This window comes from Bartonella sp. TT29SHDZB (assembly GCF_042193395.1).
In the GTDB taxonomy this organism is placed as follows: domain Bacteria; phylum Pseudomonadota; class Alphaproteobacteria; order Rhizobiales; family Rhizobiaceae; genus Bartonella.
Genome location: NZ_JBHILQ010000175.1, coordinates 1 through 538, shown reverse-complemented (window position 1 = coordinate 538; position 538 = coordinate 1). Strand labels below are relative to the sequence as shown.

Sequence of the window (538 nt, the reverse complement as noted above, 5' to 3'; positions counted from 1 at the left end):
TAACAATAACAAAAAAAATAAAAATATTATTTTATCAAAAAGAGAAATTGATTTTGAAAATTTAGAAACAAACGATTTTGTTGAAAAGGCAATCGAGTGTGATGTTGAAAGCCAATCAGAACAAATCAAAACGATAGAAACCAAACAACCAATCATTCACGAGCAAAATATCAATCTTTCAAACGAAGCTAACAACCGATGGCAAATTAACGAAGCGATGATTGCGAAATTGCCTTCACGAAAAGTTAAAAAGGTTGGAAAAAAACTTTCAGAAATCTTTGACACGATGATGCCTGCTTATTTTCCAGAGAAAGCAAACTTTTTTGAAGAAAGCAAGAAAACAAGGGAAAAACAAGAAGTTGAAAGAATACTAGAAGATTTCAAACCCGATTTTCAATACGCAACTGAACAAGGATTAACGCATGATGAAGCCTTATCAGAATTTGAAAAATTTGTACGCTTTTCAAAAACCAATCCATGTCGAAATGCAAATGAACGCGATTGGCAAAGCGCTTGGGATAATTGGATTACGCATCCA

Annotated in this window: 1 pseudogene; it reads left to right on the top strand. The window is 32.9% G+C overall.

Features of this window, described 5'->3' with window-relative positions:
• Positions 1 to 538 (top strand): annotated as a pseudogene (locus ACFIJJ_RS10160) (hypothetical protein); the annotation flags it as partial.